At 69.6% G+C, this 26,834-nt stretch carries 28 protein-coding genes; 10 read left to right on the top strand and 18 right to left on the bottom strand.

The window, feature by feature from the left end:
* Positions 1–38 precede the first annotated feature (38 nt).
* A complete protein-coding gene (locus tag O1R50_RS04620) occupies positions 39–707 on the bottom strand; it encodes a ThuA domain-containing protein (RefSeq protein WP_270108709.1) in 669 nt (222 codons plus the stop codon).
* A gap of 322 nt (positions 708–1,029) precedes the next feature.
* On the opposite strand from O1R50_RS04620, the gene tig reads away from it, so the two are divergent.
* From tig to O1R50_RS04580, 8 genes are all read left to right on the top strand, one after another.
* Entirely contained in the window at positions 1,030–2,424 is a 1,395-nt protein-coding gene (tig, locus tag O1R50_RS04615) for a trigger factor (RefSeq protein WP_270108708.1), read from the top strand.
* A 267-nt stretch (positions 2,425–2,691) separates the two neighbouring features.
* A complete protein-coding gene (locus tag O1R50_RS04610) occupies positions 2,692–3,870 on the top strand; it encodes a hypothetical protein (protein WP_270108707.1) in 1,179 nt (392 codons plus the stop codon).
* Positions 3,867–5,246 carry an ABC transporter substrate-binding protein gene (locus tag O1R50_RS04605; protein WP_270108706.1) on the top strand — a complete coding sequence of 460 codons (1,380 nt, stop codon included), beginning with the start codon at positions 3,867–3,869 and terminating at the stop codon, positions 5,244–5,246. Before O1R50_RS04610 ends, O1R50_RS04605 begins: the two co-directional genes overlap by 4 nt.
* 1 nt (position 5,247) lies before the next feature.
* Entirely contained in the window at positions 5,248–6,117 is an 870-nt protein-coding gene (locus tag O1R50_RS04600; protein WP_270108705.1) for a branched-chain amino acid ABC transporter permease, read from the top strand.
* A complete protein-coding gene (locus O1R50_RS04595) occupies positions 6,118–7,149 on the top strand; it encodes a branched-chain amino acid ABC transporter permease (protein ID WP_270108704.1) in 1,032 nt (343 codons plus the stop codon).
* Positions 7,146–7,979, top strand: coding sequence for an ABC transporter ATP-binding protein (locus O1R50_RS04590; protein ID WP_270108703.1), 834 nt, complete (start codon positions 7,146–7,148; stop codon positions 7,977–7,979). Before O1R50_RS04595 ends, O1R50_RS04590 begins: the two co-directional genes overlap by 4 nt.
* A complete protein-coding gene (locus O1R50_RS04585; RefSeq protein WP_270108701.1) occupies positions 7,966–8,673 on the top strand; it encodes an ABC transporter ATP-binding protein in 708 nt (235 codons plus the stop codon). The genes O1R50_RS04590 and O1R50_RS04585 overlap by 14 nt, the downstream gene beginning before the upstream one ends.
* A 40-nt stretch (positions 8,674–8,713) precedes the next feature.
* The gene (locus O1R50_RS04580; RefSeq protein ID WP_270108700.1) at positions 8,714–9,544 is read left to right on the top strand and encodes an NAD(P)H-binding protein; all 831 of its coding nucleotides are present in this window, start codon (positions 8,714–8,716) and stop codon (positions 9,542–9,544) included.
* Positions 9,545–9,548: 4 nt separating this feature from the next.
* Here O1R50_RS04580 and O1R50_RS04575 read toward each other — a convergent pair whose 3' ends face one another.
* The 3 genes from O1R50_RS04575 to O1R50_RS04565 form a co-directional block, all read right to left on the bottom strand.
* Positions 9,549–10,037 (bottom strand): GNAT family N-acetyltransferase, encoded by a 489-nt coding sequence (locus O1R50_RS04575; protein ID WP_270108699.1) that lies wholly within the window; start codon positions 10,035–10,037, stop codon positions 9,549–9,551.
* Between the two features lie 1,587 nt (positions 10,038–11,624).
* Complete coding sequence (locus O1R50_RS04570) at positions 11,625–12,008, bottom strand: VOC family protein (RefSeq protein WP_270108698.1); 384 nt, start codon at positions 12,006–12,008, stop codon at positions 11,625–11,627.
* A gap of 22 nt (positions 12,009–12,030) precedes the next feature.
* Positions 12,031–12,603 (bottom strand): TetR/AcrR family transcriptional regulator, encoded by a 573-nt coding sequence (locus O1R50_RS04565; RefSeq protein ID WP_270108697.1) that lies wholly within the window; start codon positions 12,601–12,603, stop codon positions 12,031–12,033.
* Between the two features lie 108 nt (positions 12,604–12,711).
* Between O1R50_RS04565 and O1R50_RS04560 the strand changes: the two genes are divergently transcribed.
* The gene (locus O1R50_RS04560; protein WP_270108696.1) at positions 12,712–13,089 is read left to right on the top strand and encodes a DUF4267 domain-containing protein; all 378 of its coding nucleotides are present in this window, start codon (positions 12,712–12,714) and stop codon (positions 13,087–13,089) included.
* A gap of 46 nt (positions 13,090–13,135) precedes the next feature.
* Here the strand turns inward: O1R50_RS04560 and O1R50_RS04555 are convergent, their stop codons facing one another.
* Genes O1R50_RS04555 through O1R50_RS04540 form a run of 4 tightly spaced genes read right to left on the bottom strand, consistent with a single transcriptional unit; the run spans position 13,136 to position 16,215 of the window.
* Positions 13,136–13,930 (bottom strand): carboxymuconolactone decarboxylase family protein, encoded by a 795-nt coding sequence (locus O1R50_RS04555; RefSeq protein ID WP_270108695.1) that lies wholly within the window; start codon positions 13,928–13,930, stop codon positions 13,136–13,138.
* A 23-nt stretch (positions 13,931–13,953) separates the two neighbouring features.
* Positions 13,954–14,166 carry a tautomerase family protein gene (locus O1R50_RS04550; protein WP_270108694.1) on the bottom strand — a complete coding sequence of 71 codons (213 nt, stop codon included), beginning with the start codon at positions 14,164–14,166 and terminating at the stop codon, positions 13,954–13,956.
* Positions 14,166–15,401, bottom strand: a complete 1,236-nt coding sequence (locus O1R50_RS04545; protein WP_270108692.1) for an MFS transporter — start codon at positions 15,399–15,401, stop codon at positions 14,166–14,168. The genes O1R50_RS04550 and O1R50_RS04545 overlap by 1 nt, the downstream gene beginning before the upstream one ends.
* Before the next feature lie 4 nt (positions 15,402–15,405).
* Positions 15,406–16,215 (bottom strand): SDR family NAD(P)-dependent oxidoreductase, encoded by an 810-nt coding sequence (locus O1R50_RS04540; protein WP_270108691.1) that lies wholly within the window; start codon positions 16,213–16,215, stop codon positions 15,406–15,408.
* Between the two features lie 159 nt (positions 16,216–16,374).
* On the opposite strand from O1R50_RS04540, the gene O1R50_RS04535 reads away from it, so the two are divergent.
* Complete coding sequence (locus tag O1R50_RS04535; RefSeq protein ID WP_270108690.1) at positions 16,375–17,028, top strand: TetR/AcrR family transcriptional regulator; 654 nt, start codon at positions 16,375–16,377, stop codon at positions 17,026–17,028.
* A gap of 47 nt (positions 17,029–17,075) precedes the next feature.
* Here the strand turns inward: O1R50_RS04535 and O1R50_RS04530 are convergent, their stop codons facing one another.
* From O1R50_RS04530 to O1R50_RS04485, 10 genes are all read right to left on the bottom strand, one after another.
* Positions 17,076–18,113: a 3-oxoacyl-ACP synthase III family protein gene (locus O1R50_RS04530; protein ID WP_270108689.1), complete on the bottom strand. Its 1,038-nt coding sequence runs from the start codon at positions 18,111–18,113 to the stop codon at positions 17,076–17,078.
* 104 nt (positions 18,114–18,217) lie between these two features.
* On the bottom strand, positions 18,218–19,048 hold the full coding sequence (locus O1R50_RS04525) for a hypothetical protein (RefSeq protein ID WP_270108688.1): 831 nt from the start codon (positions 19,046–19,048) through the stop codon (positions 18,218–18,220).
* A 10-nt stretch (positions 19,049–19,058) separates the two neighbouring features.
* Entirely contained in the window at positions 19,059–19,679 is a 621-nt protein-coding gene (locus tag O1R50_RS04520) for a hypothetical protein (RefSeq protein ID WP_270108687.1), read from the bottom strand.
* 76 nt (positions 19,680–19,755) lie between these two features.
* Entirely contained in the window at positions 19,756–20,496 is a 741-nt protein-coding gene (locus O1R50_RS04515) for an HAD family hydrolase (RefSeq protein ID WP_270108686.1), read from the bottom strand.
* Positions 20,474–21,250 carry an AfsA-related hotdog domain-containing protein gene (locus O1R50_RS04510; protein ID WP_270108685.1) on the bottom strand — a complete coding sequence of 259 codons (777 nt, stop codon included), beginning with the start codon at positions 21,248–21,250 and terminating at the stop codon, positions 20,474–20,476. The genes O1R50_RS04515 and O1R50_RS04510 overlap by 23 nt, the downstream gene beginning before the upstream one ends.
* Positions 21,251–21,484: 234 nt before the next feature.
* Positions 21,485–23,161: a hypothetical protein gene (locus O1R50_RS04505; protein WP_270108684.1), complete on the bottom strand. Its 1,677-nt coding sequence runs from the start codon at positions 23,159–23,161 to the stop codon at positions 21,485–21,487.
* A complete protein-coding gene (locus O1R50_RS04500) occupies positions 23,142–24,020 on the bottom strand; it encodes a carbohydrate ABC transporter permease (RefSeq protein ID WP_270108683.1) in 879 nt (292 codons plus the stop codon). Before O1R50_RS04500 ends, O1R50_RS04505 begins: the two co-directional genes overlap by 20 nt.
* On the bottom strand, positions 24,017–24,943 hold the full coding sequence (locus O1R50_RS04495) for a carbohydrate ABC transporter permease (protein WP_270108682.1): 927 nt from the start codon (positions 24,941–24,943) through the stop codon (positions 24,017–24,019). Before O1R50_RS04495 ends, O1R50_RS04500 begins: the two co-directional genes overlap by 4 nt.
* A gap of 4 nt (positions 24,944–24,947) precedes the next feature.
* Positions 24,948–26,216, bottom strand: coding sequence for an ABC transporter substrate-binding protein (locus O1R50_RS04490; RefSeq protein WP_270108681.1), 1,269 nt, complete (start codon positions 26,214–26,216; stop codon positions 24,948–24,950).
* A 210-nt stretch (positions 26,217–26,426) separates the two neighbouring features.
* On the bottom strand, positions 26,427–26,765 hold the full coding sequence (locus O1R50_RS04485; protein WP_270108680.1) for a hypothetical protein: 339 nt from the start codon (positions 26,763–26,765) through the stop codon (positions 26,427–26,429).
* Between the last annotated feature and the right edge of the window lie 69 nt (positions 26,766–26,834).

The raw sequence follows: 26,834 nt of genomic DNA, 5'->3' as shown, positions 1-26,834 counted from the left end.
CCTCCCGGGTGTCGGAAGGACAGCATACGAGCCGGGGCTCAGGCGGGTGGGAGGACGCTGCGGAGGCCGCCCTCGACGTGCGCCAGGAAGACCTCGTCCTCGTACGCCTCGGCGGCGTGGCCGAGGGCCGTATAGAAGCAGCGGCCCTGCTCCAGGCGGCGGTGCCACGCGATCGGGTGCGGGTTCCCCATGGCGAGGTCGGCGGTGTCGTACGTGTCCTCGTCGGCTTCGAGGAGGATCTCCCAGCCCGTCGGCCGCTCGTCGAAGCTGTACCACTCGTCGGTCCAGGACCAGCGCTTCGGCAGGTGCTCGGTGGACGGGTGGCCCTGGTCGACGACGTCGATCTCGCCGGGGGTGCACCCCGGCGGGTGGCCGATGAAGCGGGCGCCCACGAGCTCGCGGAAGAACGGCCAGGAGCGCTCGGCGGTGGAGGCGGCGTGGACGCCGCACCAGCCGCCGCCGCCGGTCACGAAGTCGGCCAGGGCGGCGCGCTCGAGCTCGTCCAGGATGTCGCCGGAGGGGGAGAGCCAGACGGTGGCCGCGAAGCGGGCGAGGTCGAGCGGGTTGTGCACGCCCGCGTCCTCGGTGTGCTCGGTCTCGTAGCCCAGGTCGGCCGCGATGCGCTCGACCGCCGCGACGCCGGCCGGGATCGAGTCGTGCCGGAAGCCGGTCGTCTTGGTGAAGACGAGGATTGCGGGTGAAACCACGGCGTTCACTCCTGTTCGGGGCGGGGGTGTCGTTCGATCGAGCCGGATGCCGGGCCGTCCGACTCGTCCTGAGAACGATTGCAGGGCGTAGTCTAGGCGATCTCGGCGCTGACCGGTCGGCCCGGCCGCGATCCCCTCAACAGGTGACGAGCGGCGATATCGACCACACCCGCCGGGGCCGCGACGGTGCGGCGGCCTAGACTCGATCGGAGCGGGGGTCGATGCTGCGCTGCCGGCGGACCGATGCGGCCATGGCAACCCCTCGCCCCGACGCAAGTCAATGTCGCAAGGCAATTGAGCGAAATGATCTAGGAGTACGTCTGTGAAGAGCACTGTCGAGACCCTGAGCCCGACCAGGGTGCGGCTGTCGGTCGAGGTGCCGTTCGAGGAGCTGGCGCCGTTCATCAACGAGGCGTACAAGACGGTCGGGCAGCAGGTCCGCGTCCCCGGGTTCCGTCCCGGCAAGGCGCCCCGCCAGGTCATCGACCAGCGCATCGGCCGCGAGTCGGTCTACGCGCAGGCGATGGACCCGGCCGTGCAGGCGAACCTCAACAAGGCCGTCACCGAGAACGACGTGAACGCGCTCGGCCGCCCCGAGCTGACCGAGGTCAAGCCGATCGAGGAGGGCAAGCCGTTCGAGTTCGTGGTCGAGACCGACGTGACCCCCGCGTTCGAGCTCCCCGACTTCGCGTCGCTGAAGGTCACGGTCGAGGCCGAGGGCGTCAGCGAAGAGGACGTCGACAAGGACCTCGAGTCCCAGCGTCTGCGCTTCTCGTCGCTGAAGACCGTCGAGCGCGCCGCGGCCGAGGGCGACTTCGTCGTCATCGACCTGCGCGCCACCCAGAACGGCGAAGAGGTCGAGGGCGGCTCCGTCACCGGCATGAGCCACGAGGTCGGCTCGGGCAACCTGCTCGACGGCCTGGACGAGGCCCTCATCGGCATGTCCGCGGGCGACGAGAAGACCATCCAGTCCACCCTCGCGGGTGAGCAGGAGGGCGAGACCGCCGACGTCGAGGTCAAGGTCACCCAGGTCAAGGAGCGCGAGCTCCCCGAGCTGGACGACGACTTCGCCGAGATGGCCAGCCAGTTCGACACTCTCGCCGAGCTGCGCGACTCGACCCGCGAGCGCCTGGAGAACCAGGCCCGCACCGGCAAGGCCAACGAGGCCCGCCAGAAGACCCTCGAGGCCCTCGTCGAGGCCGTCGAGCTGCCGCTGCCGGAGAAGGTCGTCTCCGAGGACGTCGAGCACGAGCTCATGCACATGAAGGGCGGCCACGACGGCGAGACCGCCGAGGCGCTCGCGCAGTTCGACGAGTACCTGAAGCTCATGGGCAAGACCGAGGACGAGTTCAAGGCCGACATGATCGCCGACTCGGAGGCCCGCCTCCGCCAGTCGATCATCCTCGGCAAGATCGCCCGCGACCGCGAGCTCGAGGTCTCCGGCGAGCTCATGACCGCCGAGGTCGTGCGCCAGGCCCAGCAGCGCGGCGTCCCGCAGGACCAGTTCCAGAAGTTCGTCGACGAGCTGCGCACGAACGGCGGCCTCCAGCAGATCGCCGCTTCGCTGCGTCAGCAGCTCGCCCTCGAAGAGGTCGTCAAGGAGGCCTCGATCTCCGACGCCTCCGGCACCGAGCTGACCGAGGAAGACCTCTTCCCGGGCCGCAAGGCCGCCGAGGCCGAGGCCGAGGAAGCCGAAGAGGAGAAGACCGAGGAGTAGATCCTCAGCACGGTTTTCAAAGGGGCCCACCGCAGCTGCGGTGGGCCCCTTTTCGCGTTGCCGGAATGGGAGCGCTTTGCCCTGGCTGCTCCCGAAATTTTTGCTACTCACGGGTAGAGACGATCGTCACTTTGACCTATGGTGTGTATCTAAACCCATCAATGACATGACGCAGGCCGAGGTCTGCAAGACACCGTCTCGGGAGTGCCCCATATGATCCCCCGACACCGTTCCAAGGGTTCGATGCCGATTTATGCCAGTGCCGCAATGGTTCTCACTGTGCTCGCCTGGCCCGCCCCGGCCGCCGCGCAGGAGGAGTCCGGAGGAGAGGAGCTGAGTTTCGACTACGGCGTGGACGGCGTCTCCTGGTACTGGAGCCGTCAGATCGACGAGACCCTCGAGCTCGGTTCGATCTCGCAGCAGGTCGAATGGCCCAATCCGCAGTCGGCGACGACGATGCCCGTCGCCGTCGAGCTCGGCGAGAACACGAAGGTCGCCGCCCTCTCCTTCAACCTCGCCGAACGCGGCGTCACCGAGGGCTCCGAGATCACCGACTTCAAGCTCACCGTCGCCGAGGGCGACGACGCGGGCGACTCGCCCACCTTCAACCCCACCGGCAAGCTCGTCCAGGCCTGCCCGATCACCGAGGCCTGGACGACGGGCGAGGCCGAGATGTGGGACGTCCAGCCGCCCGTCGGCGACGGCTGCGTCGTCGGCGAGCGCGCCGAGCCCGACCCGCAGGAGGTCGCCGACGCCGAGGCGCTGCTGGCCGCCGCGCAGGAAGCGGTCGAGGGCGGCGGCGAGGAGGTCCCGGTCGTCGAAGTCCCGCTGCCCACGTGGACGTTCGACCTCACTGAGCTCGCCAAGGACTGGGGACAGGACCCGTTCGCGAACTACGGGGTCATGTTCATGCCCGTCATGGACGAGGCCACCCCGGTCGACACCTGGCAGGTGAACCTCAAACTGCCGCTTCGCGACGACACCCAGACCCCCGTGAACGAGTACGACGCCACCGCGTACCGGCTCGCCGCGACGTTCTCGTACACGCCCGGCGAGGCGCCCGAGGACGGCGCGAGCGACCCGGGCGGCGACGTGATCGGCGGCGGCTCAGGCGGGAGCGGCGGCGGTTCGGGCGGCGGCGGCGGGGGCACCGGAGGCGGTACGGACGAGCCCGCACCCGAGGAGTCCGCCTCGGCCGAGGAGCTGGCGCCTGCCGCGTACGAACCCCTCGAACCCAAGGCGCCCTGGTACGTGTGGACGCTGATCCCGGCCGGGATCGTCGGCGCCTACCTCCTGCACTCCGTGTTGGGCGCTTCGAGTGCGGCTGCGGGCGGCGGCGGCGCGATCGACCGCATCCGCGCCCACAACCTCGACAAGCGCGGCTGGGCCCTGCCGGTCCCGGCCGGCCTGTGGCAGAAGCTCACGGGACGCGGGGGCCGCTCATGAGGCTCGCTCTTCCCAAACGGCGCCGGACGATCTTCGCGCTCTTGGCGGGCGCGCTGCTGGTACTGCCCGCGTGCGGCCAGTTCGAAGGCGTGCATGACGACTTCGTCGCCCAAGGCGGCGAGAACGAGGGCCTCGGCGGCTCCGAAGGCGCCAGCGCCGACGACGGCGCCACGGGCGGCGACGGCACCGAATCCACCGGCGGCGGGGGCGACGACGCCTCCGGCGGCGGTGGCGGCGGGGGAGGCGGCGGCAACGACAACGGGAACGCCGGGAACGGCGACACCACCGGCGTCACCGCCGACACCATCACCATCGGCATCCACGCGCCCCTGACCGGCGCGGCCCCGCTCAAGCAGGAGTCCTTCGCCACGGGCAAGGACCTCTACTGGCAGTACGGGAACGGCGGCAAGCCGGTCGAGATCCACGGCCGCACCGTCGAGACGGTGTTCGCCGACGACCAGTACCGGCCCTCCACCGCCCGCCAGGTCTGCCAGACCATGGCCGAGGAGCAGCAGGCGTTCGCGCTCATCGGCGCGGGCGGCACCGACCAGATCCAGGCGTGCGCCCAGTACGCCGCGAGCGAGGACGTCCCGTATCTGTCCACAGGGGTCACCGAGACCGGCATGGGCTCGCTCGACACCTATTTCGCGGCCTCCATGACGTACAAGCAGCAGACCCCGATGCTCGCGGACTACATCAAGAACGAGCTCGGCGTCACCGACGCGTCCAAAGTGGCCGCCGTCGTCACCAACACGCCGAACTTCGACGACGCGGTCGAGGGCTTCACCGGCTCCTTCGACGGCGTGGACGTCTTCCGCCCCGACAAGAACGAGCGCGGCTCCTCCGCCGCCGGGAACCTCTGCACCGGCACGGTGAAGAACTACGACGTGGTCTTCGTGCTCACCAGCCCCACCTTCTACCTGGAGATGGCCGCCGCCTCCGGCTGCCGCCCGCAGTTCGTGGGCGTCGGCGTGAGCATGGGCATCGACCAGGTCGCCAGCACCGGCTGCAGCGCCGCGGGTTCGACCGAGGGCGCGCGGTTCTTCAACCCGACGCCGGCGTTCGCCGACGCGGGCGAGTACGACCCGGACTTCCTCGCGGCGGTCGACGCGGCCGGGATCGAAGCCGACGACGTCACCTGGATGATGTGGGGCCAGTCCAAAGTGCTCCATCAAATGCTGGAGCAGGCGGGTGAGGCGCTCGACCGGGGCGCGTTCATGGATGCCGTTGCGGGGCAGAAGTTCTCGACCGGGGTCTTCCCCGATCTGAACTACTCCGACGGCCCGTTCGGCGCCACGCAGGTGAGCGTGCTCCGCAACGTCTGCGACGGCGGCGGGCACTACGAGACCGACTTCGCGTTCGTGAACGGGTTCTGACGTGGGCGCCTTCCTCGCACTGGGCCTCTTCCAAGGCGCGGTCTACGGCCTCCTGGCCGTCGGCATCGTCCTGGTCTACAAGGCCAAACGCGTCTTCAACTTCGCCCAGGGCGAATTCGGCGGGGTCGCCGCGTTCACTGCCTTCGCGATCGTCGTCGGCGCGGGCCTGCCCTACTGGGTCGGCGTCGTCGGCGGCCTCGCCGCGGCGGTCGCCATGGGCCTCATCGTCGAACGCGTCATCGTCCGGCCGCTGGAGTCCTCCTCGCGGACGATCATGCTGGTGGCACTCGTGGGCGTCGCGCTCTTCACGATCGCGATCATCGTCCTGCTGGGGCAGCCGATCCCGAGGGTCATGCCGCCGCTGATCTCGGGCGGCGGCGTCAACATCCTCGGCGCCGGGATCCTGCCGCAGCAGCTGATCCTGATGGCGGTGCTCGCGGTCCTCGCGGCAGCGATGGCGTGGTTCTTCAAGACGGACATGGGACTCGCGGTCCTGGCGTCCTCACAGGACACCCGTGCCGCGCAGGTCGTGGGCATCAGCCCGGTGGCCGTCTCCCGGCTCGTGTGGGGCATGGCGGCGCTGCTCGGCGGCATCGCCGGGCTGCTGTACGCGCCGGTCGGGATCTTCACGCCCGGGTTCATGACCCTCACGATGCTCGTGCCCGCCTTCGCGGCGGCCGTGCTGGGCGGCATGACGAGCCTGCCCGGCGCGTTCATCGGCGGACTCGCGATCGGCGTCGTCCAAAACCTCGGCATCTACTACCTGGGGCAGCAGTTGAAAGTCCCGGGAGCGGCCGAACTGGGCGTCTTCGCCCTGCTGATGCTGGTGCTCCTCATCAGACCCCAAGGGCTGCTAGGGAAGGAGGCGTAAATGGCTACTGCGACCATGGTCCTGACCCGGGTGAAAGTCCAGCGCCGCTTCGGCCTCGCCCTCCGCGTCACCGTCGTCCTCGCCCTGCTCGTGCTCGCCGCGCTGCCGCTGCTCCTGGGCGGCGACGTGTGGGCGCAGCGGATCAGCCGCGCCGCGATCTACGCCGTCATCGGCCTCTCGATCAACACGCTCACCGGCCACGCCGGGCAGATCTCCCTGGGCCACCAGGCGTTCGTGGGGATCGGCGCGTTCGCGGCCGCGTTCATGGCCTCGCGCCTCGGCGCGCCGCTCGGCTTCGGGCTCGCCGCAGCCGGTGTCGCGGGGGCGTTCACGGCCGTCGTCATCGGCCTGGTGGCGCTGCGCGTCACCGGCCTCTACCTCGCTCTGGTGACGCTCGCGTTCGGGCTCACCGCAGAGACCACGATCTTCAACTGGCGCGAGTTCACCGGCGGGGGAGCGGGCGCCTTCGCGCCCCGGCCCGCGGTCCTCGCCTCGGACCACGCGTTCGCGCTGCTGTGCCTCGGCGTGCTCGGACTCGTGCTGTACCTCGACTGGCGGATCGTCTCGACCAAGACCGGGCGGGCACTCGCGGCCGTGCGGAACAACGAGCGCATCGCCTCCACGCTGGGCGTCAACGTGACCGGGTACAAGCTCGCCGCGTTCAGCCTCTCCGGGCTGATCGCGGGGCTCGCGGGCGGCCTGTTCGCCCACTGGAACCAGATCGTGCAGGCCATGGACTTCGAGTTCCAGGTCGCGCTCGTGTGGGTGCTGATGACCGTGGTCGGCGGCCTCCGCTCCCGGCTCGGGGTCATCCTCGCCTCCGCGTTCTTCGCGCTGCTGCCCTTGACGCTCCCGAACTTCCTCTCGAGCCTGCCGTGGCAGCCGCCGTTCCTCAACGAAGCGGTATATCACGTACTACCGCCGTTCATCGTGGTCGTGATGCTCCTGGTCGTCCTGCGGTTCTTCCCGGGCGGCTTCGGCCAGCTGCTCCGCCCGGCGACGGACTGGCTTGCCGGAAAGAGGAAGCAATGAAGCGCCGCCAACTCCTCAAGGTCGAGGGCCTGATGCTCCGCTTCGGCGGCCTCCAGGTCCTGAACGACCTCTCGCTCTCAGTCCGCGAAGGCCAGATCGTCGGCCTCATCGGACCCAACGGCGCGGGCAAGACCTCGTGCTTCAACTGCCTCACCGGGATCTACCAGCCCCAGGGCGGCCGGGTCTTCTTCGACGGGCGGGACGTCTCGCACCTGCCGACCCACCGCCGGGCGCGCCTCGGCATGGCCCGCACGTGGCAGAACCTCGGCGTGATCGACGCGCTCACCGTCACCGAGAACGTCATGCTCGCCCAGCACCAGCGGGCCGGGTACTCGGCGCTCGCCGGGATGCTCGGCCTCGCCGGCACCTGGCACCGCGAGCGCGAACTCCGCCGGGACGCCGCCGAGATCATCGAGTACTTCGGACTCGAGGCCGTCGCCGACGAGCGCACCGGCGAACTGCCCTACGGCGTCCGCAAGACCTGCGACATGGCGATGGCCCTCGCCTCCGACCCGAAGATGCTCCTCCTCGACGAGCCCGCCTCGGGCCTCAGCCCGGAGGAGGCCCTCGGCCTCGCCGACACGCTCCGGGAACTCCGTGACCGCCTGAAGCTCACCATCCTCATGATCGAGCACCACGTGCCGCTCGTCGCCGAGGTCTGCGACTACGTCTACGTGCTCAACTTCGGCGAACTCCTCACCGAGGGCGAGCCCGCCGCGATCCAACGCCACCCCGAGGTCATCGCCGCCTACCTCGGCGGTACGGCGGAGCCCACCGAACCGCCCGAGTGGCCGCTGCAGCCCGAAGGAGCCCCCCATGGCACTGCTTGAGGTCGAGAACCTGCGCGCCGGGTACGGCTCCGTGCCCGTCCTCCACGGCGTGAGCCTCAACGTCGAGGAGGGCTCCAACGCCGTCCTGTTGGGACTCAACGGGGCCGGGAAGAGCACCACCCTCATGACCCTCGCCGGGCTCCTCCCCGCCACCGGCGGTGAGATCCGGTACGACGGCAAGCCGCTCACCGGCTCGCCGGGCGCCCGCGTCCGGGCCGGCATCGTCCTGGTTCCCGAAGGGCGTCTTGTGTTCCCAGCGCTCACCGTGAAGCAGAACCTGCGCCTCGGCGCGTGGACGATCCGTCGGGACGCCCGCCGGGTGCGCCGCAACCTGCAGGAGGTCTACCAGATCTTCCCGCGCCTCGAAGAGCGCGCCGACCAGACTGCCGGGACCCTCTCCGGCGGCGAGCAGCAGATGCTCGCCATCGGCCGCGGCATGATGAGCTCGCCGCGCCTGCTCCTCATCGACGAGGCCTCACTCGGCTTGTCGCCCAAGCTCACCGAGCAGGTCTTCGCGGCGGTGAAGCTCATCAACCAGCGCGGCGTCACGGTCCTCATGGTCGAGCAGAACGCGGGCGTCCTTGCCCAGGCCGACACCGCCTTCGTGATGCAGCAGGGCCGCGTCACCATCACCGGCTCGGGCAGCGAGACCCTCGCCGACGACGTGGTCCGCGCCGCCTACCTCGGCGTCTGACCCGATTGGGGTGCAACGGTTCCCGCGCTAGGATCGCGCCATGTACCTCGTAGCGGGAGTGACCGGGAACGTCGGTGGAGCGGTCGTGCAGGCTTTGGCGGAACAGGGTCTGCCCGTGCGGGCGCTCGTCCGCGACGCGAGCCGCGCGAGACTGCCCGAAGGCTCCGAGGCCGCCGTGGCCGACCTCAACGACCCCGACTCGCTGACGCCCTGGCTCAAAGGGGTCGAAGCGGTGTTCATGCTGCCCGGCTACCCCGACATGGCCGGGCTCTACCAACGGATGCGGGAGGCGGGGGTGAAACGCGCCGTCCAGCTCTCGGGCAGCTCAGCCGGGACCGGCGACACCTCGAACGCCGTCACGGCGATGATGGAGGGCTCCGAGGCCGCCGCGCGCGAGTCCGGCATCGCGTGGACCGTCCTGCGGCCCAGCGCGTTCATGTCGAACACCTTCCGCTGGCTGCCCGAACTCCAGGCCGGCGACCTGGTCCGCGCGCCTTGGGGCGACATTCCGCTCGCCTGCATCGACCCGGCCGACATCGCTGCCGTCGCCGTGGCCTCGATGACCGACGACACCCACGCCGGGGCGGTCTACCGCCTCACGGGCCCGCGCGCGATGTTCCCCGCCGAGCAGCTCGAGATCCTCGGGCGCGTCCTCGACCGCGCCCTCCGCTTCGAAGGCCTCTCGCTGGAGGAGACCCGGGCGCAACTGGAAGCGACCATGCCCGAGAAGTACGTTCACGCCTTCTGGGACTTCTATGTGGATGGATCGCTCGACGAGTCGCTGGTCCTACCCACGGTCGAAGAGGTCATCGGCCGTCCGCCGCGCACGTTCGAGCAATGGGCCGAAGCCCACGCCGACGACTTCCGCTGAGCTCTTAGAGGTCGGCCTGAAGCACCTTCGGTGAGGCGGCGAACCCGTTGCGGGAGTAGACGGGCACGGCACGGGTGGTTGACTGCACGGTGACATTCGGCAGTCCCAATGTCCGCGCCTCATCGAGCGACGCGGCGATGAGCCGACTGCCGAGACCGCCGTTGCGCGCCTCGGGGACCAGGTAGACGGACTGGAGATCGCCGGTCGCGCGTGCCATGCTGTCAGGTGTCGGCACGCGCTCGATGACCGCGAGCCAGGCCATGCCTACGACGGTGCCGTTGCGGCTCACCACGATGCACCGATGCGAATCGATGTGCCGCCGCGCCCATTCGGCGAACCCCTTCTCGAAAGTCTCACGGGGCATGGTCGGCGTCTCGCCGACCTCCACCTCCCACTGCCACCGCAGACCGGCGACGGCCGTGAACTCATCGGCACGGGCAATGCGGATCTCGACCTTGTCGTCTGCAGCCGTGCCGTCTTCACCAGTGTCCATGCCGCCCATGCTCCCGCGAGCCTGATCGAGGGAGGAGGCAGGCTGCGACGGGACTCAACCAGTGGGAAACCGGGAGCCGATGGCGATCCGGGCGCATGAGTTCGGGCGGTGAAGCTGGCCGACCTGCCCTTCGTGACCAACGGCTGGAACTCGATCACCCCTACCGAGCGCTCCGGCGGGTCCGGGGCTGCGACCTGGCGGCCCCTCGAATTCGTGGCCACGCGAGTGCGGATCGTCTTCGGTGCGCGGTTCGGGCGGGCAGCGATGGAGGGATGGGGGGTTTGCTCGGGGCGGCTGGCCGGGGCCGGGTTCTCTTCGGCCTGGCTTCAAACGGGCGGCGATGAAGAGGTGAGTGGCTGCTCGGGGGTGCGTCGCCGGGGCGGGGGCCTCTTCGGTGCGCGGTTCAAGCGGCAGCGATGGAGGGGTGGGCGATTGCTCGGGGTGGCTGGCCTGGGCCGGGTCCTCTTCGGCCCGGCTTCAAACGGGCGGCGATGAAGAGGTGAGCGGTTGCTCGGGGGTGCGTCGCCGGGGTGGGGCCGGTCGTCGCCACTCGGCAGGCGATGCGGGCCGGGCGGGGCCGGTTGCCGCTTCCGGCCGGGCCGGGCGGATTCGTGCCGGTGCTGAAGCGACCGGGTGAGTCCGGCTCGAAGCCGCAGCGACGGTGGTGGACTGCGGAGCGACAAAGCGGGTGGCGCTGTGGGAGCCGTCAGCGGCGGGCGTCGCCTCGGTCGCGGCTGCGGTGACGGTCGTGTGCACGGTCGTGGTCGTCATGTCCTCTCGCCTCCTTCCCGCTGCTCCTCGCGCTTCCCCCGCCTCGGCCTCCCTGGCCCAGGCTTCCGATTCAGGCTTCGGCTTTCGCCTGAGCCTGCGATCAGCGGCCCTGACCTTCACAGGCACCGGCCGCTAGACCCCTGCCGCCGAGACGTTTCGGGGCACCGGCCTCCAAGCCTTTGCCCCTCTTGCACATCGGGGCACTGGCCTCCAGACCCTCACTCCCACTTGCATATCGGGGGCGCTGGCCTCTTCATTCTTGGCCCCTGGCTCCTGATCGTCCGATCGGGCCTGGGCCTGCCGGCAGGCACCATGTGGGTGCTCGCCGCTGTCCGTCCCGGGTCTCACCCCGGTCCGGGAGTACACGCCGTGTCCCTGTCCCTGCCAGGACAGTTCAACAGCTCATCGCAAAGGGCCGTGGCCGAGTGACGCCGGAGCTCCTCATGGCTCCGACACCGATCTCAACGTCCGTGCAATGCAGGCATATGGCCAGAGGCTTATGTCGTAGTCTGCTTACCACCATATCGTTCACCTACACGGATTCCGTATCCCTGTACGTACTCTCAATTATCCCCACTACAGACCCCGCCGTCATCACCCACACGCAGGGAAAACCCTCACATTCGCCGCCCCGGCCGCGCCCCCAGTTCCACCAGAGCCCCTGCACCCCAACGCATGTCAACCCGCCACCCGACAACCAACCCCGCCCGTCCCCCTCCTCGTCGCTGCCAGGTTTGACCTGGAGCACCGTGGACCCGTAAGCGTCGGGGCGGGGAAGCGACCGAGTCGCGGACGACAATGTGGGTGCCGCGCCTCCTAGGCGGGGTCCAGACGCCGATGGAGAAGGCAGAAGACGTTGCCTTCGGGGTCCTGCAGCACATGCCAGTTCTCCTCGCCGGTCTGGCCGACGTCGGCGGGCCTGGCGCCCAGTGCGAGCAGCCGCTCCAGTTCGGCGTCCTGGTCGCGGTCGACGGCGTTGACGTCGATGTGGAGGGGGAGCTTCCAGGGCTTCGGATCGATGCTGGGACTGAGGATCAGCGTCGGCTGGAGGCCTCCGAAGCCGACGTCGGCCGGGCCGATCTCGATGCTGCCATCGTCCTCGCGATCGAGTTCGACGTAGTCGAGGACCGCGCTCCAGAACGCGGCCAGCCGCTCGGGGTCCTCGCAGTCGAGGACGAGTTCGCTGATGCGGGATGCCATGCCCGCCAGTATACGAACGGGTCTACGCAGGGGCGTCGGCGAAAAGCGCGACCAGCAGGTCGAGCCGCTGCTCCTGCTGCTCCTGCGGGATGCGCCCGCTCCGCAGCAGGACCGCCATGCCGTGCAACGAGCCCCAGATCAACTCAGCGAGGGCCGCGTTCCGCTCGTTATACGGGCCGAAGGCGCTCACGATCTCATTGAACGCGGCGCGCAGCGGGGCCGGGGTCTCGGCGCTGGCCCACTTCACCTTGGTGGGCAAGGAAAACATGGCCTGGTATGCGGCGGGATGCGCAGCCGCGAACGCCAGGTACGAGGTGCAGATCGCGCGGATGCCCTCCGATTCGGGGGCGGCTAGGCGCGCTTCGCGCATCTGCTCCGCCATCTCGCCGATGCCCTCGACCGCGACGGCGTCGCGGATGGCCTCCATGTTCGCGAAGTGGCCGTAAAGGACCGGCTGGCTGTACTCGACCTTGTCCGCGAGCTTGCGGGTGGTCACGGCCTCCCAGCCCTCGGTCTCGGCGAGTTCGCGGGCGGCGGTGATGATCAGCTGGTGTCGTTCGGCGCGTTGCCGTTCACGGCGTTCAGTGGCAGTCACCACAAAAGTATAGCACTGCTAGATTTCCGGTCGCGGTTCAGTCTATCGTTGAAACTGAATCTAGCAATGCTAGAGTTAGCGACACGACTTCCGGAAGGAACCACCCCCATGCTCGCCATCATCGCCACCGCCCTCGCCGCACTCATCGGCCTCGCCGTCGTCGCCATGGGCACCACCGGCATGCTCAAGCCCCAGTTCTTCATGGGCTTCGGCATCCCCGGCACCCCGGCCGACGACCCCGTCCTCAACCACTGGCTCACCGTCAAAGGCGGGCGCGACATCGGCACCGGCCTCATGCTCCTGGTCGCGACCGCGCTGGCCACCACCTCGGTCACCGGCTGGATCATGCTCGCCGCCGCCGTGATGCCTGTCTTCGACGGCCTGATCGTCCTGCGCTCCAAGGGAGCCCGCGCGACCGCCTTCGGCGTCCACTTCGCCACCGCCGCGGCCATGGTCGTCATCGCCGTGCTCCTGCTCATCGCCTGAGCACAGTGAAGGCCGGTCCCCGTGCGGACCGGCCTTCACCATGCGGTCAGTCGCGGTCGGCGAAGACCTCCTTCGCGGCGTTCATGGCGTTCAGCGCCGCCGGGAACCCCGCGTACACCGCCATCTGGAGGATCGTCTCGACGACTTCCTCCCGTGTGCCGCCCACATTGAGCAGACCGTGGATGTGCACCTTCAACTGCGGCAGCGCACTCCCGAGCGCCGTGCACGCGGCGATCGTGACGATCTCGCGCGAGCGCAGGTCCAGCCCGCCGCGCACGTAGAGGTCGCCGAACGCGAACTCGATGATGTACCGCCCCAGGTCGGGCGCGATCGACTGCAGGTTCTCGATCACCGCTTCGCCCGCGTGACCGTCGATCTCCGCCAGGGCCTTCCAACCGCGCTCATAGCGCGAGCCCTCCGGCTCCGGCGCCGCATCCGCGTAGCCCGGCTCGTCGTCGTCCCGGGAGGCGAACACGTCCTTCGCCACGGTGATCGCGTTGAGCACCGCCGGGAACCCCGTGTAGGACGCCAGGTGCATGATCGCTTCCACGATCTCGCGCCTGCTGCAGCCGATGTTGAGCGCCCCTGCGATGTGGAACCGCAACTGCGGCAACGCGTACCCGAGGGCGGCCAGGCCGCCGATCGTCGCCAACTGGCGCTCGCGGAGGTCCAGCTCGGAGCGGTGGTACACGTCCCCGTACGGGAACTCCACGGTGAGTCGCCCCAGATCGGGCGCGATGTCGGTGAAGTCCCGCGTCACCGCGGGCTCGTCCTCACCGGCCAAGCGCCGCAGGATCTCCAGGCCCCGGTCGTAGCGACCGAGTTCGGCTTGCTCGTCCATTGAATACAGTCCTTTCAGATTGGTCAGCGACGGCGGCTGAGCTCGGGGAACTCCGGGTTCGTGGCCATGATCCCGGCCTCGCCCCAACGGGCCTGCGGGACCTCGTGAACGACCACGGTGATCTTGTCCAGCGGCGCGCCAGTGACCTCGTGGGTCGTGGCGGTGAGTTCCTCGATGAGCTTCTGGCACTGCTCGTCGGTCTGGTTCGGCCAGGTCGTGACGGTGATGAACGGCATCAGTTTCCTCCTTGACTCGGTTGCGGAACAGGACGCCTCGACCGCGCGGCCGAGGCGAGGACCGCCGCGGCCAGCACCGCGGCGATCCCGGTGAGCACCACGCCCGTCCAACCGCTATTCGTCCACACGGGACCGAGAGCGGCGCTGGCGGCGGAGCCCGCCAGCAGGCAGACGAGCATGTACAGCGAGGAGGCGCCGCCCTGGCTGCCGGGCGGCGCGGCGGCGGCGAGCATGACCAGTACCGCGGGCTGGCAGGCGAAGACGCCCGCGAACAGCAGCAGCGTCCCGGCCGCGATCATGGTCGGGTGCGCGGCGAAGCCGAGCAGCGCGATGCCCGCGAGCACCGTGCCGAGCCCGGCGAACACCACGGCGGGTGCGCCGATGCGCGGCACGAGCCGGCCGGCGGCCGGGGCGCCCACCACGCCGACGAGCCCGGCGAGGTTGAGCAGGCCGATCGCGGCCACGTCGTACTCGAACGGCGCGGCCTGCAGGCGGTAGGTCAGGAACGTCGCGACCCCGAGGTACCCGAAGAACAGGCACACCCCCAGCGCGAGCAGCCGCACCGTGGCCGGGAGCCGGAACAGGCCGAGGACCGCCCCGTAGGCCGACCGCACGGGCCCGCCCGTCCCCGCCGGAGCGGACAGGCGCGGCAGCGTCAGCATCGCGGCCGCGCCGATCAGGTTGAGCACGGCGACGCTGACCACCGCAGTGCGCCAGTCCGTCCATTCGGCCACCACGCCGGTGACCGAGCGGCCCAACGTGATGCCCGCGACCGAAGCGCCGATGACGAGGCCGAACAGCATGCCCTTCAACGCGGGCGGGGCCAGGCGCGGCATGAGCGCGATCATCGCCGAGGGCACCGCCGCGGCAGCGGCCCCGGCGAGGCCCAGCAGCGCCACGAACACGCCGAACCCTGGGCTGAACGCCGCCACCGCCAGCAATGCCGCCAGCGCCACCGCGCCGCCGAAGCCCATGAACCGCAACGGGACACGGTCGGTCAGCGGTCCGAAGAGGAAGAACGAGAGGGCGTAGGCCAGGCTCGCGCCGGTGAACGCGTAGCGGGCCTGCTCGTCGGCGACGCCGAAGTGCGCGGCGATCTCGGGGAAGATCGGCTGCGTCAGGTACACGGAGGCGACGGCGACGCACGTGACCGCGGCGGCGGTGATCGCGGCCGGCCAGGGGACGGTGAGGAGCGCGGTGTCCTCCGGTGCGGCGGGAGCGCTGACGGCGGTCATGGCGCTACACCGAGGCCCGCGCGCCGCCATCGACGGTGATGAAGGCGCCGTTGACCATCGCGGCCCCGGGCGAGACGAGGAAGGCCACGGCGGCGGCGACCTCCTCGGGGTCGACGAGGCGGCCGAGCGGCACGCCGCTCTGGATCTGCTTGTCGAGCTCCGCGGGGTCGACGCCGAGCCGGGAGCCGAGGTCGGCGACGATGTCCGCCCACAGTGCCGTGTCGGTAGCGCCGGGGTCGACGGTGTTGACGCGGATGCCCTTGCGGCCCAGGTCTTTCGAGATGGCCTTGGCGAGGCCGCCGAGTCCGGCGTTGGCGACGGAGTTGACCACGAACATCGGGTCGGGTTCGGAGCGGAAGACGCCGTTGACGAAGACGATGCGGCCGCTGCCGCGCTCGGTCATCGGGGCGGCGACGGCGCGGGTGAGGCGCATCGCGCCGAGGAGCTTGCCGCCCAGCGTGGTCGCCCACATGTCGTCGTCGGCCTGGTCGAGCGGGGCGACCGGCCCGTCGCCCGCGGCGTTGACGAGGATGTCCACGCGGCCGTGCTCGGCGATCACGGACGCGACGCCCGCGTCGACGGAGGCGGTGTCGTTGATGTCGAGGACCAGGCTGTGGAGCCGGTCGGCCGCTTCGGGTGCGAGCGAGCCGGCGAGGCGTTCACGGGCGGTGTCGAGGCGGGCGGCGTCGCGGCCGAGCATGACGACGAGGGCGCCGTCGCTCGCGAGGCGGGCGGCGATGGCGCCGCCCATGCCGCCGGTCGCGCCGCTGACCAGGGCGATGTCGATCGTCTCGGAGTGCTGCTGTGCGGACATGGTGCTCCGTTCAGGTCTCGAGGCCGTACCGTCCGCTATGGAGGTGACGGCCTTCGTGGACCGGGCGCCCGCTTCGCGGCCGTCCGGATGGTTCTATCAGAAGCGGTTCGGGCCGACCGAGGCCGCCCAACCGGTTAGTTGGCGAGATACAATGCCGCGATGCCCGCTCAATCCGTCGCCCGGCCCGTCTCGAACCGGACCCGGGACGCCATATTGCAAGCCGCCTACGAAGAGTTCACCGAGCACGGCCCTGCCGGGGCGCGCGTGGACCGCATCGCCACCCTCGCGGGATGCAACAAGCAGCGGATCTACGCGTACTTCAAGAGCAAGGAGAACCTGTTCGCCGAGGTGCTGCGCGAGGCGCACCGGCGGCTCGGCGAGGCGGTGCCGCTGCCGACCGACCGCGCCGGGCTCGACGAGTACGTTGGCGCGGTCTTCGACTTCCACCTGCGCGATCCCAGCATGGTGCGGCTGATCGCCTGGGAGGGACTGACGTTCGGGGATTCGCCGCTGCCGTGGCGCGACGAGCGGCAGGCGTTCTACGAGGACAAGATCGCCGCCCTCCAGCGCGCGCTCGGGGTCGACAACGCGCCCGCGGTGGCCGCGCTGCTGATCACCCTCATCGGGATCTCCTCGTGGCCGTTCGTGATGCCGCAGCAGCGGAACCTCCTGTTCATCGAGCTGCGCCCGGAGGTAACGACCCTGGAGGCGCTGCGGGCCTCCCTGAACGCGTTCGGGCGGGCGAGCATCGAAGCGGTCGCCAGCGCCCCGGACGACTTCCCGCCGGGCGCGGCGCGACTGCTGCAGGGTTAGGGCCGGGGCCCGGCCGGCGGGGGAGGCCCCGCCGGCCGGGCGGACCGTCACCGGCGGCTCCAGCGCAGGACGGCGCTGCCGATCGACATGCCGCCGCCGAACCCTGAGAGCAGTACCTGGTCGCCGTCCTCGAACGCCCCGGACCGGTTCGCCCGGTCGAGCGTGACCGGCACCGACGCGGAGCCGGTGTTGCCGTACTCGGCGACGGTGCGGTGGCTCGAGGCGTTGTGGAGCCCGAGGCTCGGCTGGATCTCGTCGAGCATCTGCCCGTTCGCCTGGTGCGGCACGAAGTGCCGGATGTCGCTGGTGGTCGTGCGGGCCTCCTCGACGGCCTCCTTCACCGAGAGCGGGAGCTGCTCGGTGACGAAGGCGCGCACGGCCCTGCCGTCCATGGCGAAGTAATGCGCGTCGTCGTCGGCGTCGCGCAGCCGCGCCGGGTAGCGGCTGCCGCCGGCGGGCACGTTGATCATCTCGTGGTGCGCCCCATGGGTTCGCAGGGTCGCGGCGGTGATGCCGCGGTCTTCGGGGACCGGCCCCAGGACGACCGCGCCGGCGCCGTCGCCGAAGAGGACCGCGGTGCGCCGGTCGGCGGGGTTGATGATGCGCGAGTAGATGTCCGCGCCGATGACGAGCGCGCGGCCGCCGTCGGCGACGAGCCTCCAGGCCGCGGCCATCGCGAACAGGAAGCCGGTGCAGACGGCGTTCACGTCGAACGCGGGAACGCCGTCGGCGCCGAGCCGGTGCTGCACGATCGCGGCCGTCGCGGGCTGCGGATGGTCCGGTGTGGACGTGGCGACGATGATGCAGTCGAGACGGGCCGGGTCCACGCCGGCGTCCTCCAGCGCCGCGCGCCCGGCGTGGGCGGCGAGGTCGGAGGTGGCCTCGTCGGCCGCGGCGTAGCGGCGGGCGCCGATGCCGGTCTTGCGGAGGATCCATTCGGCGTCGACGCCTGCTCTGGCGCCCACTTCGTCGTTGCCGACGACGCGGGACGGCAGGTAGGAGCCGGTGCCGACGATCCCCACGGGCCGCCTTGCGGCGGTGGGGGAGTCGGTCGGGGTTGCGGTGGGAGACAAGGGCATGGCCATGATCGGTCACCTCGAATCGGGTCGGCGATCGGTGGAGGGAGGGTGTTCGCCCGGTGCCGCGTCGCTGCGGCCCCGGGTTCCCGGGGATCGCTCACCTCGCTCGGCTATGAGCGTGTGATCAGCTCTTGAAAGGACGGTCCGGTCAGCTTGAGCTGGGCGTGGATGTCCCCGCCGAGTCCGAAGTGGCCGATAGCGCCGCCGTAGTTCTGCTGGTAGCTCATCCACAGCACCACGACGTTGATGACGCGGTTGGCGCCGAGCCGGTCGGGTGCGGGGAACGGGTCGGGCAGGCGGGCCGTGTAGTGGGCCGCGCCGCCCCGGTCGGCGTAGAAGGCGTTCGGGATCCCGAGCGGCCCGGGACGGGTCGGTCCGGCCGGGTCGAGGTCCTTCTGGCGCAGGGACATGACGGTGTAGACGCTGTCGGGGATGAGGCCGGTGAACCAGAACTCGAACTCGGCGGCCGTGCCGCCTTCGGTCACCGTGACCTCGACCTGGCCGCGGGCCCGCCGCCACTGCCCGAGGGTGATCGGGTCCCTGCGGCGCGGGCCGTCGGCCTCGCGCAGGTCCGGGATCGGCGCCTGGTGCAGCGGGTGGCTCGGCCGCACCACCTCGTGCGCGTCGGGACGCTGCTCGGGGGCGAACAGCATCGGGTAGTTGTTGCACGGCAGCGGGAGCGGCAGCGTGTACAGCTCCATGTCGCGGTCGTCGTCGGTGAGTTCGCGCAGGATCCGGTACGGCGCCTGGGCGCCGAACGGCGGTAGCGGACTGTCCTGCGCGACGAGCGCCGATCCCCATGCGGCGCTGACGGTGTCGTCGTCACCGGCGCGGTTGATCCGGCCGATGGTGACGAAGTTCCCGTCCTTGTCCATGATCTCGCTGGGCGGATAGGTGGGTCCCTGGGTGGTGACGCTGAGGTCCAGGACGACAGAGCTCACGAGTGCGCCCCTAGCGTTCGATGCGCTCGTAGCAGCGGGTGTAGAGGCCGCCGGGCCCGCCGGTGATGTAGCGGTCGCCGGCCTGCTGGACGATCTCGCGGTAGCGGTCCGAAGTGAACGGACGCTGGTACTGCTCAGGGGGGCAGGAGAAGCCGCTGACGAAGAGCACGCCGGGCTGGGTGCTGACCACGGTGTGGTACGCGCTGAAGGAGTCCACTTCCTCGGCGCCGCGCACGACGTCGAAGATGGTGGCCTCGCGCCAGGCCCGGTAGGCCTCGTACGCGGTGGGCTTGACCTCCACATAGCGCAGCTGCACGTACGGGGTCACCGGGAGGGCGGTGCCGGGTTCCTTGGGGGCCTCCACGAAGCGCAGCGCCTGGCGGCGGAAGTCCCCGGCGGCGTGCGGTCCGACCGCGTGCCATTGGGTTTCGAAGTCCGCGTCGGCCGCGGCGATCTCGTCGAGCCCGGTGAGGGCGCGCAGTTCGAGCAGGGTGTCGGCTTCGAGGCAGCGGTAGAGGACGCGGTCCTTGTCGGCCGCGTCGGCCAGCAGTTCGCTCCAGGCGGCTGCGGCCTCGTCGGCCCGGTCGGCCTGCACGGGAAGTTCGGTGGTGAGGAGATAGGTCGCGGACATGGCGGTGCCTCCAGTGGTGTTCGGGTTCGGTGGCGGGGACCGGATTCGTCGGGGTTGACCGGTAGAGCGCGCTGGTTCAGGCGGCGATGCCGGGCCGCGCGGGGGTGCGCTCAAGGGGCGCGGTGCGCGGAGTCTGCGGCAGAGTGCGCCAGGCGGCCGCATCCGCGCGGCGGCGGAGCACCGCGTCGTCACCGACGACGACGGCGGTGCCGGTGGTCTCGAGCATCGGCAGGTCGGTGGCGTGGTCGCCGTACGCGATGCAGTGGTCGAGCCGGTAGCCGCGCAGGCGGGCCACCGCTTGGACGGTCTCGGCCTTGCCCCGGCCGATGACCGGGTAGTCGATCTCGCCGGTGAGGAGGCCTCTGCGGATCTGCAACGGCGGGCCGTGCGTCTCGGAGGCCCCGAGGAGCGCGGCGGCGGGCTCCAGGCAGGCGAAGAACGAGCCCGAGACGAGGTGGGTCGGGACGCCTCGCGCACGCAGCTCCGCGTGCTCGGCGACCGGTGCTTCGAGGAGGAACCCGGGGTCGGACAGCTCGTCCTCGAACCATTCCCGGCCCACAGTGGCCAGGAGCTCGGCCGATTCACCGGCGTAGAGCCGGTAGTACGCCCGGTTGACCTCCTCGCGCGGCACGCCCGCGGCGGCCAGCGTGCTCAGCTCGCCGGCGAGACGCTCGTAGAGGAGCTCCGGTTCGCCCTTGCGGCGCAGGTAGAACCGCAGGAAGCGGAACATGCTCTTGCTCGCCAGGAGCGTCTCGTCGACGTCGAAGAAAGCGGCGTCGAACTCGGACTCCCCATCAGTGGACGGCTGCATCGGCATAGGCCCCTTCGCGCCGCTCCACGACCGCGGCGAGGGCCTTCTCGGCCCGGCGCTGCTCCTTGGACTCGATGAGCCGGTTCTCGAAGGCCGTGAACCTCACTTCGGTGCGGGTGCAGCGGCGTCCGGCCTGTTCGATGCCGATCTCCACGGTGAACGAGAGGCGGTCGGGGTCGGCCGTGTCGGATTCGACGATGCGGTAGTCGATCTCGGCGGCCAGCGGGAACAGGAAGTTCTCGAACTCGGTGTCGAGCGAGTTGATCACGAAGTACCGCTCGCGGTCGTCGGGGAGCAGGAAGCGCTCGGTGACGGTGAGGAACATCTGCCGGGCCGCCTCGACCGCGACCATGCCCTGCACGTGCTGGCCGGTCTGGTGGTCGATGAGCAGCTCGTTGTCGTTGTGCACCCGCAGATCCGCTCGGTACCGGCCGGGGCCGGTCATGCGGGGACTGGCGATGAGGCGGTTGACCTCGAGGTGCTTGTGGGTCTCGTGGCGCCCGGCCGGAGCCGGGAGGGCCGGCAGGAGGTGGATGCGGTGGGAGAGACCGCGTTCGGCGATCTCGAGCCGCAGCAGGTCCCATTGGGACTCGCCGATGCCCTGGCCGGGCTGGAGGGTGAGGTGCTCGGGTCGGGGAGCGCCCGCGTCGTTGCGGAGGTGTCGGATGAACTCACTGACGGTGAGGACTTCCGGGTGAGCGGCGCTGAATCCGGAGAATCGGTTGCCTACGAGCAGCAGAGTGGGGTGGTCAGTCAACATGGCATTGACCTCTTTAGATAGAGGGTGTCAAGGAGAACCGTTGCTCCGCAAGAGGATCGATCGATCACGAAGCGTGTTTGGTCCCAACCTATAGGAGTGACGGCGCCATCGCAACCATCTAGTTGGTTGTGTGTCGGCTATCACATATTAGGCTATTGACAATTCATTACGCATGCGTATGGCCAATGTTTCCATTCCCGTAGCCCATCGGTCAAATGCCGCCAAGGGGGGACATTACCGAGCCTGGAACACCACCGTGGAACGACCGCTGGAAGGCAGCGGCACGTACACCCGGAGACCTTGGGCCGCATCGGTACCCGACAGGTGCGTGTAGTCCTCCCCGGGGTGGTACCCGAGCGCGGGGCCCGTCCCCGGACCGTCCACACTGACCGCGATCCGGTGCCCGCCCGCCGCATAGGCGAACTCGCCGCCGACCGGCTCGAACCCGCCGGACGCCGACGGCCGCACGCCCTCCAGCTCGCCCCCCTCGCGGAACGCCAGCTCCAGCACCTGCCGCACGCGTCCCGGATCCGCCGCGATGTCAAGGCGCACTGCACGTTCACCGACTCGCACCCGAGCCTCGGTCTCCAACGACAACACCTCCCGAGGCCGGTGCGGGAAGTCCATCGACGCGGAGAAGCGGCCGTCGTCGGTGAGGGCGTACTCGCCGTCCGCGCGACGGAACTCGGCGGGCAGCGGGTGGTAGTACGCGGCGGCGACCCGCTCCGTCAAGACGAACGAGCCCTCATCCAGTTCGAAATCGCCGGACCTGAAGGGCCCCATGCCGAAGAAGTCCCGCGAGAGCCGCACCGAATCCAGCACGGCCTCGCCCGCGAACACCCGCAGGAACGTCGGATTGCTCGACAGCCCCGAGCGGATCCAGCCGTGCTCGGCGTAGTCCGTGCCGCCGAAGACCGTGACCGCGAAGTCATCGTCCCGGATCACCGCCAGGCCCGCCGAATCGAACACCGCGCTCACCGGCTTCGGCGCCTCGGCTTCAGGCAGCGGCCCGGCCAGCGCCGGCTCCAGCAGGATTTCGGCCAGCGCCTCGCTCGGATACGCGATCGGCGACTCGAGGATCTCGCGCACGACCGCCGCGAAGTCCCCGCGTTCCCGCGCGATCGCGAACCGCCGGAACTGCATCAGGAACGGCGCCAGAGGGATCGGGACGCGCTGGTCCTGCCGCCGCGAATGCACGGTCTCCACAGTGCCGTCGGGCAGCGCGGTGGCCGCGACCGCCTCGAGGTTCCGGTACACCGCGTCGAGCAGTTCCGGCCGCCCCAGCAACGTCCCGATCGCCGTCAACGACGGGTTCGAGACGTGCAGCGAGTAGTTCGGGCTCCGCTCCGAGTACAAGCCGTCCGGGGCGATGTCGATACCCTCGGCCAGCCACTCCTCGACCCGCGCCACCAGGCGCTCGTCGGGCCAGTGCGCGTTGAGCCGCGCCAGCGCCGCGCACAGCTCCCAGCGGTGGTTCGGCGTGTGGACGCCGCCGAGCCGCAGCGGCCCGGCCGCCGCCATCGCGATCGGCTCCAGTGCCCCGGCCAAGGGCCGCAGGGGCTCCGGTGCGTCCCGCAGCAGTGCGTACGTGTCGCACAGGTCGTTGACCGTGAACGCGGTGTCCGGCGGCGAAGCGAGGTTCTCGGCGTCGAACAGGCCGTTCCCGCCCTGCATCCGGGCCAGGAACGCCACGAGCCGTTCCGCCGCCCGGGCCGCGTCCTCCGAGGCGTAGAACGCCGAGGCCCGGTGCACCCCGCACGCCACCAGCGCCTTCGCGGCGGACATGACCGCCCGGTGGTGCGGCGCGCCCGCGAGGAGTTCGTCGACCCCCGCGAGCACCTCTTGCGCCCGCTCGTCGGCCGCCGCGGTGACCGCGTCCAGGAAGACCGTGTCAGTCCTTGAGTCCGGCATTGATGTCCTCGTTCATGACGTACTTCTGGAACACGATGAAGATGAGCACCAGCGGCAGGATCGACATCACCGAGGCCGCCAGCAGCAGCGGCCAGTCGATGTTCTCAGCCCCCACAATGGACCGCAGGGCGATCTGCAGCGTGAACTTCCGCTCGTCGCCCACCACGATCAGCGGCCAGATGTAGTCGTTCCAGCGCCACTGGAACGAGAAGATCGCCAGCGTCATGATGATCGGCCGCGACATCGGCAGCATGATCCGGAAGAAGATACCCGTCTCGCGCGCCCCGTCGATCCGGGCCGCCTCGAGGATGTCGTCCGGAATGGACACGAAGTACTGCCGGAACATGAACACGCCGGTGGCCGTGAGGATCGACGGCACCACCAGGCCCGCCATCGAGTCGTACATGCCCAGGTCCCGGATGACCAGGAACGTCGGCGAGAGGATGACCTCGGTCGGCAGCATCGTCGTGGCCAGGAGGCACACGAAGAAGATCCGGATCCACACCTTGTCCTGGTACTTCGCGAGCGCGTACCCGGTCATCGCGCTGGCGAACACCGTCAGCACGGTGGTCGTGAGCGCCACGGCGAGCGTGTTCGAGAAGTACAGCATGAAGTCGAACCGGTCCCAGGCCTTCTCGAACCCGGCCGCGGTCGGGTTCTCCGGCAGGATCGTGAGCGGGTATTGGAACAGCTCCGACCCGGGTTTGAAGGCGCTCAAGAGGAACCAGACGAGCGGGAAGGCGTACAGCACCGCCAGCAGCCACATGAACGTGGTCATCGGGACCACGCTGCCGAGCTCCTTGGCCTTGCGCGCCTTCGGCTTCACCGGTTGCTGCGGTGCGGTTGTCGAGGTGCTCATGCGCTCCTCCGGTTCACGGCCATCTGCACCAGGGCGATGGTCAGCAGGATGAGCAGGAGGACCATCGAGACGGCGCTGGCGTAGCCGATGTCGGCCCGCTGGAAGCCGGTCTCGTAGATGTACTGGATCAGGAGCACGTTCGAGGTGCCCGGACCGCCTTCGTTGAGCGCCTGGATCATCGCGAACTCCTTCATGGCGCCGAGCGAGGACAGGAGGATCACCAGGAACGAGGTGGGCGCGATCGACGGCAGCGTGATGCTGCGGAAGCGCTGCCAGGCGTTCGCCCCGTCGATCTCGGCGGCCTCGTAGTAGGCGCGCGGCACGTTCTTGAGCGCGGCGATGAAGATCAGCATGTTGAAGGCCGTGCCGCCCCAGGTCGCGGCTATGACGACGACCATGAGCGCGAGGTCGGGGTCGGTCTGCCAGGCGAGGGGGTTCCCGCCGAGGCGGTCGATGACGTAGTTGACGAAGCCGAAGCTCTCGCCGAACATCCACCGCCAGATGACGCCGGCGACGATGGGGGAGATGAGCCAGGGGAAGAAGAACACGAGCTTCGCCGCGGTCTTGCCCCTGGTGTGGTTCGAGACCAGGAGCGCCGCGACGGACAGCGACATGACGTACATGAGCGGCACGCTCAGGAGCGCGAACAGCAGGGTCCGCGTCAGGGACTCGTAGAAGGTCGGGTCGCCGAAGAGCCGCTCGTAGTTGTCCGTGCCGACGAACTCGGGAGTCCCGAGTCCGGAGTAGTCGGTGAACGAGTAGATCAGGCCCAGGCCGCCGGGCCAGACGAAGAACACGAGGAACAGGACGATGCTGGCGCCGGCGAGCGCGAGCGGCGCGAGCCGGTACTGGGCGCGGCGGCCCCTGCGGGGCCGCGCGCGCGGCCCCGCAGGGGTCTGGGAGGTGGTGGCAGTGGCCGTCAAGGGGTTACTCGCAGACGATGTTCTCGTTGAGTCCGGCAATGATGTTGGCGATGGTCGTGGGCACGTCCTGCTCGCCGTTGGCGAGCTTGATCGCCTCTTCCTTGAGCGGGTCGGCGTCGCCGCCGGCGCTCTGTCCCGCGTACGCCATCTGGAGGTTGTTCCGCTCTTGGGCGCTCGAGATCGGGTCCGAGGCTGCGATCTCCTCGTTGTACAGGTCGAAGCTGGTCTGGGCGGCGCCGTAGTCGATGTCGAGTCCCTGGATGACCGGCAGGAACCCGGAGATCTCGCAGATCTCGGTGTAGTTCTCGGCTGTGAAGAGCCAGTTGATGAAGTCGAGCGCGGTCTGCGACTTGCCGCCCTTGTAGACCACGATGTAGCCGCCGCCGAGGTTGGTCGCGCGGCGCGTCTGGGCCGGCATGATGGCCGAGGCCCATTCGAAGTCGGCGATGTTGGCCTGGAAGTCGGCCACCTGCCACGAACCGGAGTAGTAGGCCGCGACCTGGCCGCTCTTGAAGAGGGCGTTCGGGTCGTCGCCGGAGACCCACACGGAGCGGGGCATCACGTCGTCGTCGTTGATGTTCGCGAAGAACTCGAGCGCGGCGGTCGTGGTCGGCTCGTCGGTCGAGTACGTGCAGTCGTCGCCGAGCTCGAAGCCGTTGCTGCCGAACTGGTACATCATCGCGCGCAGGCGGTGCGAGGACGGGTCCATCACGAGCCCGTAGCGCGCTCCAGTCGCGGCCTTGACCTCCTTGACGGCGGCGATGAACTCGTCCCAGGTCCAGATCTGGTCGGCGGTGGTCGGGTAGGCGACCCCGGCCTCGTCGAACAGGGACTTGTTGACGTACAGTCCCACCGCGGTGAGGTCGGTGAGGAAGGTCGGGACGGCGCCCTCTTCGTTCTCGGTGACCAGGTTCTCCATGACCCCGGCCTCGCTCGCGACGTCGCTCAGGTCCTCGAGCTGGTTGATCCAGATCGGGTCGAGGGCCTGGACTCGGGCGAGGTCGGGCAGGCCGTCGGCCTGGGCGGCGTTGCGCAGACGGGTGTTGAAGTCGTCGTAAGGGATGTCGTCGATGTCGACGGTGATCCCGGTTTCCTCGAAGTACTTGTCGGCCATCTTCTGGAAGCCGCCGCCTTGGTTGGCGTCGCCTGAGAGCCAGAACTTGACGGATTTCGCGTCGCCCTCGTCGTCGCCGCCGCCGATGAAGCCGCAGGCGCTGAGTGGCAGGGCCGCCGCACCGGCGGTGCCGGCGGTGAGGATGAGTCTTCTCTTCATTGAGCTCTCTCTTCAGGATGCGGGCCGGTGAGACCCGTCGGGGTTCGGAGCGAATGCCGACCCCCGGCCGGGCGTTCGCAGGCGCGCCACCACGTGTGCCAAGTCACCCGGGTATGCGCTTGCCCGACCATAGCAGATACTTCCTAACGCGCGACAGTAGCGCGCGTTAGGTGGTATTGAACTGCAACTTTTCCTTGAGCCTAGACCTGCCTAGGCGGCGGCGGCCTCGCTCTTCACATCCGCTTCAGAAGGCTCGGCGGACGCCCGCTCCTGCTCCTCGACCGCCTCGTCGGCGGCCTGCTTGAGAAGTTCGGCCGTGCGCTGGGCGCCGCGCTCGGCCGCATCGAACATCGCGGCGGAGAGGATGAGGGTGGAGCCGACGATGATGAGCGCGAGGCCGGCCGCGCCGCCGGAGACGAGGTAGGGCATCTGGCCGTCGACGTACGCGAGCTCGGCCATGCCCATCCAGGCGAAGGTGAGCACGACGCCTCCGGCCATCCAGAAGAGCAGGCCGAGGAAGCGGAGACGGGTTGTGGGGGAACCGGACACATTCACTCCATTGTGGGTTGAAGAGGGATTTTCGGTTTTCGCTACCGCGAGGTAACCAAATCTATCAAT

Origin of the sequence: Glycomyces luteolus (assembly GCF_027622875.1) — a bacterium.
Taxonomy (GTDB): Bacteria; Actinomycetota; Actinomycetes; order Mycobacteriales; family Micromonosporaceae; genus Glycomyces; species Glycomyces luteolus.
This window is presented reverse-complemented; position numbering and strand designations above follow the sequence as displayed.

What these genes read in the sequence shown, in the direction of transcription:
- O1R50_RS04520 (WP_270108687.1), bottom strand. Translation starts at nt 19,679, where the DNA reads ATGTCCGCGACCTATCTCCTCACCACCGAACTTCCCGTGCAGGCCGAC.
- O1R50_RS04515 (WP_270108686.1), bottom strand. Translation starts at nt 20,496, where the DNA reads ATGCCGATGCAGCCGTCCACTGATGGGGAGTCCGAGTTCGACGCCGCT.
- O1R50_RS04580 (WP_270108700.1), top strand. Translation starts at nt 8,714, where the DNA reads ATGTACCTCGTAGCGGGAGTGACCGGGAACGTCGGTGGAGCGGTCGTG.
- O1R50_RS04535 (WP_270108690.1), top strand. Translation starts at nt 16,375, where the DNA reads ATGCCCGCTCAATCCGTCGCCCGGCCCGTCTCGAACCGGACCCGGGAC.
- O1R50_RS04585 (WP_270108701.1), top strand. Translation starts at nt 7,966, where the DNA reads ATGGCACTGCTTGAGGTCGAGAACCTGCGCGCCGGGTACGGCTCCGTG.
- O1R50_RS04575 (WP_270108699.1), bottom strand. Translation starts at nt 10,037, where the DNA reads ATGGACACTGGTGAAGACGGCACGGCTGCAGACGACAAGGTCGAGATC.
- O1R50_RS04505 (WP_270108684.1), bottom strand. Translation starts at nt 23,161, where the DNA reads ATGCCGGACTCAAGGACTGACACGGTCTTCCTGGACGCGGTCACCGCG.
- O1R50_RS04545 (WP_270108692.1), bottom strand. Translation starts at nt 15,401, where the DNA reads ATGACCGCCGTCAGCGCTCCCGCCGCACCGGAGGACACCGCGCTCCTC.
- O1R50_RS04530 (WP_270108689.1), bottom strand. Translation starts at nt 18,113, where the DNA reads ATGGCCATGCCCTTGTCTCCCACCGCAACCCCGACCGACTCCCCCACC.
- O1R50_RS04595 (WP_270108704.1), top strand. Translation starts at nt 6,118, where the DNA reads ATGGCTACTGCGACCATGGTCCTGACCCGGGTGAAAGTCCAGCGCCGC.
- O1R50_RS04560 (WP_270108696.1), top strand. Translation starts at nt 12,712, where the DNA reads ATGCTCGCCATCATCGCCACCGCCCTCGCCGCACTCATCGGCCTCGCC.
- O1R50_RS04540 (WP_270108691.1), bottom strand. Translation starts at nt 16,215, where the DNA reads ATGTCCGCACAGCAGCACTCCGAGACGATCGACATCGCCCTGGTCAGC.
- O1R50_RS04605 (WP_270108706.1), top strand. Translation starts at nt 3,867, where the DNA reads ATGAGGCTCGCTCTTCCCAAACGGCGCCGGACGATCTTCGCGCTCTTG.
- O1R50_RS04570 (WP_270108698.1), bottom strand. Translation starts at nt 12,008, where the DNA reads ATGGCATCCCGCATCAGCGAACTCGTCCTCGACTGCGAGGACCCCGAG.
- O1R50_RS04590 (WP_270108703.1), top strand. Translation starts at nt 7,146, where the DNA reads ATGAAGCGCCGCCAACTCCTCAAGGTCGAGGGCCTGATGCTCCGCTTC.
- O1R50_RS04555 (WP_270108695.1), bottom strand. Translation starts at nt 13,930, where the DNA reads ATGGACGAGCAAGCCGAACTCGGTCGCTACGACCGGGGCCTGGAGATC.
- O1R50_RS04510 (WP_270108685.1), bottom strand. Translation starts at nt 21,250, where the DNA reads ATGTTGACTGACCACCCCACTCTGCTGCTCGTAGGCAACCGATTCTCC.
- O1R50_RS04500 (WP_270108683.1), bottom strand. Translation starts at nt 24,020, where the DNA reads ATGAGCACCTCGACAACCGCACCGCAGCAACCGGTGAAGCCGAAGGCG.
- O1R50_RS04550 (WP_270108694.1), bottom strand. Translation starts at nt 14,166, where the DNA reads ATGCCGTTCATCACCGTCACGACCTGGCCGAACCAGACCGACGAGCAG.
- O1R50_RS04610 (WP_270108707.1), top strand. Translation starts at nt 2,692, where the DNA reads ATGGTTCTCACTGTGCTCGCCTGGCCCGCCCCGGCCGCCGCGCAGGAG.
- O1R50_RS04490 (WP_270108681.1), bottom strand. Translation starts at nt 26,216, where the DNA reads ATGAAGAGAAGACTCATCCTCACCGCCGGCACCGCCGGTGCGGCGGCC.